The sequence below is a fragment of the Dietzia sp. HMSC21D01 genome (assembly GCF_001815995.1).
Taxonomy (GTDB): domain Bacteria; phylum Actinomycetota; class Actinomycetes; order Mycobacteriales; family Mycobacteriaceae; genus Dietzia; species Dietzia cinnamea.
This window is the reverse complement of the sequence record NZ_KV823911.1, coordinates 1-4,657: the sequence shown is the minus strand read 5'-3', so window position 1 is coordinate 4,657 and position 4,657 is coordinate 1. Positions and strand designations below refer to the sequence as shown.

General features: G+C 72.5%; 5 protein-coding genes and 2 tRNA genes. 2 read left to right on the top strand and 5 right to left on the bottom strand.

The genetic code is table 11. From position 1 onward, the window contains the following. A partial coding sequence (locus HMPREF3086_RS08760; protein WP_070721392.1) for an FAD-dependent oxidoreductase occupies positions 1-1,422 on the bottom strand: 1,422 nt, incomplete at its 3' end. Between the two features lie 52 nt (positions 1,423-1,474). Here HMPREF3086_RS08760 and HMPREF3086_RS08755 point away from each other — a divergent pair. Further along, a complete protein-coding gene (locus HMPREF3086_RS08755) occupies positions 1,475-2,029 on the top strand; it encodes a nuclear transport factor 2 family protein (RefSeq protein ID WP_070721389.1) in 555 nt (184 codons plus the stop codon). A gap of 10 nt (positions 2,030-2,039) precedes the next feature. Beyond that, a complete protein-coding gene (locus tag HMPREF3086_RS08750) occupies positions 2,040-2,513 on the top strand; it encodes a hypothetical protein (protein ID WP_070721394.1) in 474 nt (157 codons plus the stop codon). A 40-nt stretch (positions 2,514-2,553) separates the two neighbouring features. On the opposite strand, the gene HMPREF3086_RS08745 is transcribed toward HMPREF3086_RS08750, so the two are convergent. The 4 genes from HMPREF3086_RS08745 to HMPREF3086_RS08730 all read right to left on the bottom strand — a co-directional run. Continuing rightward, entirely contained in the window at positions 2,554-3,756 is a 1,203-nt protein-coding gene (locus HMPREF3086_RS08745; protein ID WP_070721387.1) for an MFS transporter, read from the bottom strand. Between the two features lie 92 nt (positions 3,757-3,848). Then, positions 3,849-3,921: transfer RNA gene (locus HMPREF3086_RS08740), tRNA-Ala, on the bottom strand. 60 nt (positions 3,922-3,981) lie between these two features. Continuing rightward, positions 3,982-4,055, bottom strand: a tRNA-Ile gene (locus HMPREF3086_RS08735). A 112-nt stretch (positions 4,056-4,167) separates the two neighbouring features. Then, the coding region (locus HMPREF3086_RS08730; protein WP_070721385.1) for a DUF3566 domain-containing protein at positions 4,168-4,657 on the bottom strand (490 nt) is incomplete at its 5' end.

The window sequence follows — 4,657 nt, the reverse complement described above, 5'->3', positions numbered from 1 at the left end:
CGCGCGACGGCCGAAGAACGATCCGTCGCCCAGCGAGGTGCCGGAGATGTAGCCGTCACCGTGGAGACCGTGCGTGCAGCGGCCCGCGGCGAACAGGCCGGGGATGGGCTCGCCGGCGCGGCTCAGCACGCGGGAGTCGAGGTCGGTGTGCAGGCCACCGAGGGTGAATCCCTGCGCCTTGAGCGGGAGGCCGTTGAAGGTGTCCGGTCCGCCGGCCCCCGTGGGGTACGCACCGAACGGCGGCTCGAGCGGGCGCACCCACTGCGCGCTCTTCCCGAACTGCGGGTCCTCGCCCCGAGCGGCGCCCTCGTTGTAGCGGCGCAGCTGGTCGGCCAGCGCGTCGGCGGGCAGACCGCAGTCGGCCGCCAGCTCCTCGATGGTCTCGGCCGCGTGCATGGGCTGCATGCCCCACAGCTCGTTCTCCGGCACGTCCTCGATGCCCTTCTCGTCGATGATCACCCACACCGGCGGGCGGCGGTGGTGCACGGCGGCGTGGCAGTACAGGCCCGGGTACACCTCCTCGTTGATGAAGCGGTGGCCGTCACCGTCGACGAGCATCGAGCCCACGACCAGGCGCGGGATGATGAGCATCGCGGTCTCGGTCTGGTGCATGCGACGCACCGCGGCGCCGGCCTCCATGCCCATCTCGATCCCCGAGCCGTCGTCGCGGCCGTCGGAGACCTTGTCCTTGCCCAGCTGCTGGGGCGCCCACTGCTCGAGCATGCGGTCGTTGTCCACGAACCCGCCGGTCGCCAGCACGACACCGCCGGTCGCGCGGTACTCGCGCTCCTCACCGAACTGCGTTGCGCGCACGCCCACCACACGGCCGTCCTCGACGATCAGCGACCGCGCCTTGACGTCACAGTGCAGGTCGACGCCGGCCTTCTCGGCGGTGGCGACGAGCGCGTCCATGAGGACGTTGCCCGCGAAGTTCGGGGCGGGCGGGCGGTGGCCGCGCGCGGCCGGCGTCGCCAGCGAGGCGTAGGGCTCGGCGCGCTCCCCCATCCACATGAGCCCCGAGTCGTCGCCCGGCATCCACGTGGGGGTGTCCCACAACTTGTGGTTGAACACCGCGCCGTGGTCGACCAACCAGTCATGGTGCTCGACGGCGCCGGCGCAGTACTCGTCGATCTTGGCCTGATCGGCGTTGGGTCCGAGGGCGGCGGTGAGGAACGCGCGCATGTCCTCGACCGTGTCGGAGATGCCGAGCGCCCGCTGGGTGGCCGTACCGCCGCCCAGGTAGACCTCCCCGCCGGACTGCGCGGACGAGCCACCGGGCCCGGAGGCGCCCTCGAGCGCGATGACCGTGGCGCCGGCCTCGGCGGCCTCGATCGACGCGCACGCTCCGGCGATGCCCATCCCCACGACCAGGACGTCGGCCGTGAAGACCGATGGACCGGTGTCCGATGTAGTGTCCGCCATACCGGAACTATAACGTGTTCACCCAGTCAGGCGGCGCATTAATGTGGGAGCCATGACTTCCTCCTCCGAGGCCGTGAGCCTCGATTCCCTCGACGCCCGACTGGCCGCCCTCGAGGCGCGCCTCACCGACACGCACGACCGCCTCGCCGCCGCCGAGGACGAGCTGGCGATCCTCCGTATCCTCGCGGCCTACTCCCCGCGCGTGGACTCCGGCGACGCCGAGGGCGTGGCCGAGCTGTGGACCGAAGACGGCGTCTACGACGTCGACACCGGCCGCCTCGAGGGCCACGACGGTCTGGTGGAGATGGTGACCGGCGACGCGCACCAGGGCCTCATCGCGCACGGGTGCGGTCACGTCCCGAGCCTGCCGGTGGTCCTGCTCGACGGGGATCGCGCCGTGGCGACCGGCTACACCCAGCTCGTCGTGCGCTCCTCCAAGCCTGGTCGGTACACCGTCGTGCGGGTGACGGCCAGCCGGTGGGAGCTCGAACGGCGCGGGTCGGTGGACGCTCCCGACCGGGGGTGGCGCGTCGTGCTCCGCACCGCCCGCGCGATGACCGACGACGGCGAGGGCCGCGCCCTGCTGGGACGCTCCCGCGAGAGGTAGCGTGGCGGGCATGAACCGCCGACGCCGTGCGTTCGCCGATCCGACGCTCCGAGCGGGCCGCCTCGCGCTGCTCACGACGTCCGCGGTCCACCTGGGTTTCCAGTCGGTGGTCACCTCGGTGATGTACCCCGAGCTGTTCGACGGGCCCACCCACGGGATCGGCGAACGCCAGGCCGATCACGCCCGCCGCATCGCCCCCATCGCGCTGACGCTGTACGCGGCGGGCCTGGGGGCGACCGCGTGGACGGCCTACGGGTCCATCCGTTCGCGCGAGCGGGCCGGGCTGACCGCCACGCTCGTCGCCTGCGCGGCGGGCGTCGCGGCGCCGGCGATCACCGCCGGTGTCGTTCCGCTCCACGTGGGCATCGCCCGCGAACAGGTCAACCGACCCCGTATCGCCGCGCTCCTGGCCTCGGACCGCATCCGCACCGGGCTGGCCGCGCTGGGTGTCGTGGCCGCCGCGCAGGCGTTGAGCAGAGGGTAGGGCCGCCGGCCGCGTACCGGCCCGCCGGCGCCCCGGTCGGTCAGGGCCGTCGCGCGCGGGTGACAGCGACCAGCGCCCCGAGGGCGACCACGCCCACGACGAGCGCGAGCACGTGGTAGGCGGGGATCAGCCCGATGCCCTCGGCGATGACCGCCGCCACCACCGCCGGGACACCGAGCGAGGTGTAGGCCACCACGAACAACGCGGAGAAGACCTGCCCGCGTACCGCCGGGGGCGCGCTCTGCGCCACCAGCGTGTTGCCCATGAGGAACAGCAGCCCCATGCCCAGCCCGGTGAGCGCGGCCGCGGCGATGAAGCCCGCCACCTCGCCGGCCTCCAGCGACAGGGATGCGACGACCAGCCCGGAGACCAGGGCCCCCACCCCGACGGCCACCCCGAGCCGCCACCGCTCCGGCCCGGATCGCAGGTTCCACACGAGCTGGGCGATCCCCGCCGCACCCTGCAGGCTGGCCACCACGAGCCCGGTGACCATGTAGTCCGACCGGCCCATGAGGTCGCGCGCGATCGCCCCGCCCAGCCCCAGGAAGACGCCGCCGACGGACCACGAGACGATCACGCACACCGCCGCGAGGGCGAACGTGGACCAGATCTCCGCCGGGACCGTGGGAGGCCGGACCCGCAGGGCGTCGCGCGCCGTCGAGGAGCCGCCCGCCGTCTCCGGGACGACGGTGGCCACGCCGACGAGGAGCGCGACGGTGGCCGCACCGATCACGAGGTAGGGGTGCACGAGGGGAGACGACGACGAGGTGGCCACGGCGCCCGCGAGGAGCACTCCCACCGCGATACCGAAGTTGGTGGTGGAACTGCTGGTGAGTGCGCCGACCCGTGAATCGCGGGTCGGATGGAGCTCGATCAGCGCGGCGGAGGCAGAGCCGGTGATCAGCCCCACCGCCAGTCCCTGGATGATGCGGCCCGCGATCAGCCACGCGACCGACGGGGCGGCCGCGAGCATTCCCATGCTCGCCGCCAGCAGCGCCAGCCCGGCCAGGATCACCGGTCGGCGACCGATGGCGTCGGAGAGCCGCCCGAGGAACAGCAGGGGCACGAGGACCGCGAGGGCGTACACGGCGTAGACGACCGTGATGGTGGTGTCGCCGACCTCCCACGACTGCTGGTAATCGACGTAGAGGGGGGAGGGTGTGGCGCTGGACGCCAGTGCCACGGTCACCACCAGGGCCATGAGGACGAACGGGACCCATGACGAGCGGGGGGTGGTCTGCACGGTCTCCCTATCCGCCGGGTCCGGCGTCGGTCGGGGTGGCGTCCTGTGCCGCGGCGGGCTGCGGCGCGGTCCGCGCGGCGGGCGCCGATGAGTGGAGCCTAGGGGATTCGAACCCCTGACATCTGCCTTGCAAAGGCAGCGCTCTACCAACTGAGCTAAGGCCCCGTCACCGCCAAGCATAAACGCCGGACCGCAGGGTGCGGATCCGGCGTCTGCCTTGCGGAGTGGGCCTAGGAGGACTTGAACCTCCGACCTCCAAATTATCAGTTTGGCGCTCTAACCACCTGAGCTATAGGCCCTCGTACCGATGGATGAATCTACCCGACGCACTCCCCCGGACCCAAATCGGCACCTCGGAGGCGGTCACGGACAGCGCGCCGGGCGGCCTCCGGGCCGTCCGCCGGTGCCGCGTCAGTTGCGGCGGTCACTGAGCGTCACCTGCACTCCGCCGCCGGTCAGGTCGGCCGCGAGGTTGTAGATGAACACCGCGAGCGTGGCCAGGATCGACAGCAACAGGACGTTGAGCAGACCGACGCCGCCGCTGTAGAGGAAGATCGTCGACGGCCCGATCACGGACGCGGACTCGTCGCCGGCCACCCCGGAGAGCAACCCGCCGAGCCGGTCCCACACGCCCATGCCGGACAGCAGCAGGTAGGTCACGCCGATCGCGACCATCCACACGAGGTAGAGGGCGAACATGAGCCCCAGGACGGTGGTGAACGCCGACCACGGGTCGATCCTGCGCAGTACGAGGACGGACTCGAGCGGCCCGCGGCGCTCGGTGGGCGATACCACCGGTGCGGCCCGTCCGGCGGCCCCACCCGAGTGGGCCTTGGACAGGCCGCCGCTCACGCCCTCGGCCCGGTGCTGGGGCGCCGCCGGGAACGCGGTGGTGGCCGCC

Excerpts from the sequence above, each read along its gene's own strand:
- HMPREF3086_RS08755 (WP_070721389.1), top strand. The coding sequence starts at position 1,475 with ATGACTTCCTCCTCCGAGGCCGTGAGCCTCGATTCCCTCGACGCCCGA.
- HMPREF3086_RS08750 (WP_070721394.1), top strand. The coding sequence starts at position 2,040 with ATGAACCGCCGACGCCGTGCGTTCGCCGATCCGACGCTCCGAGCGGGC.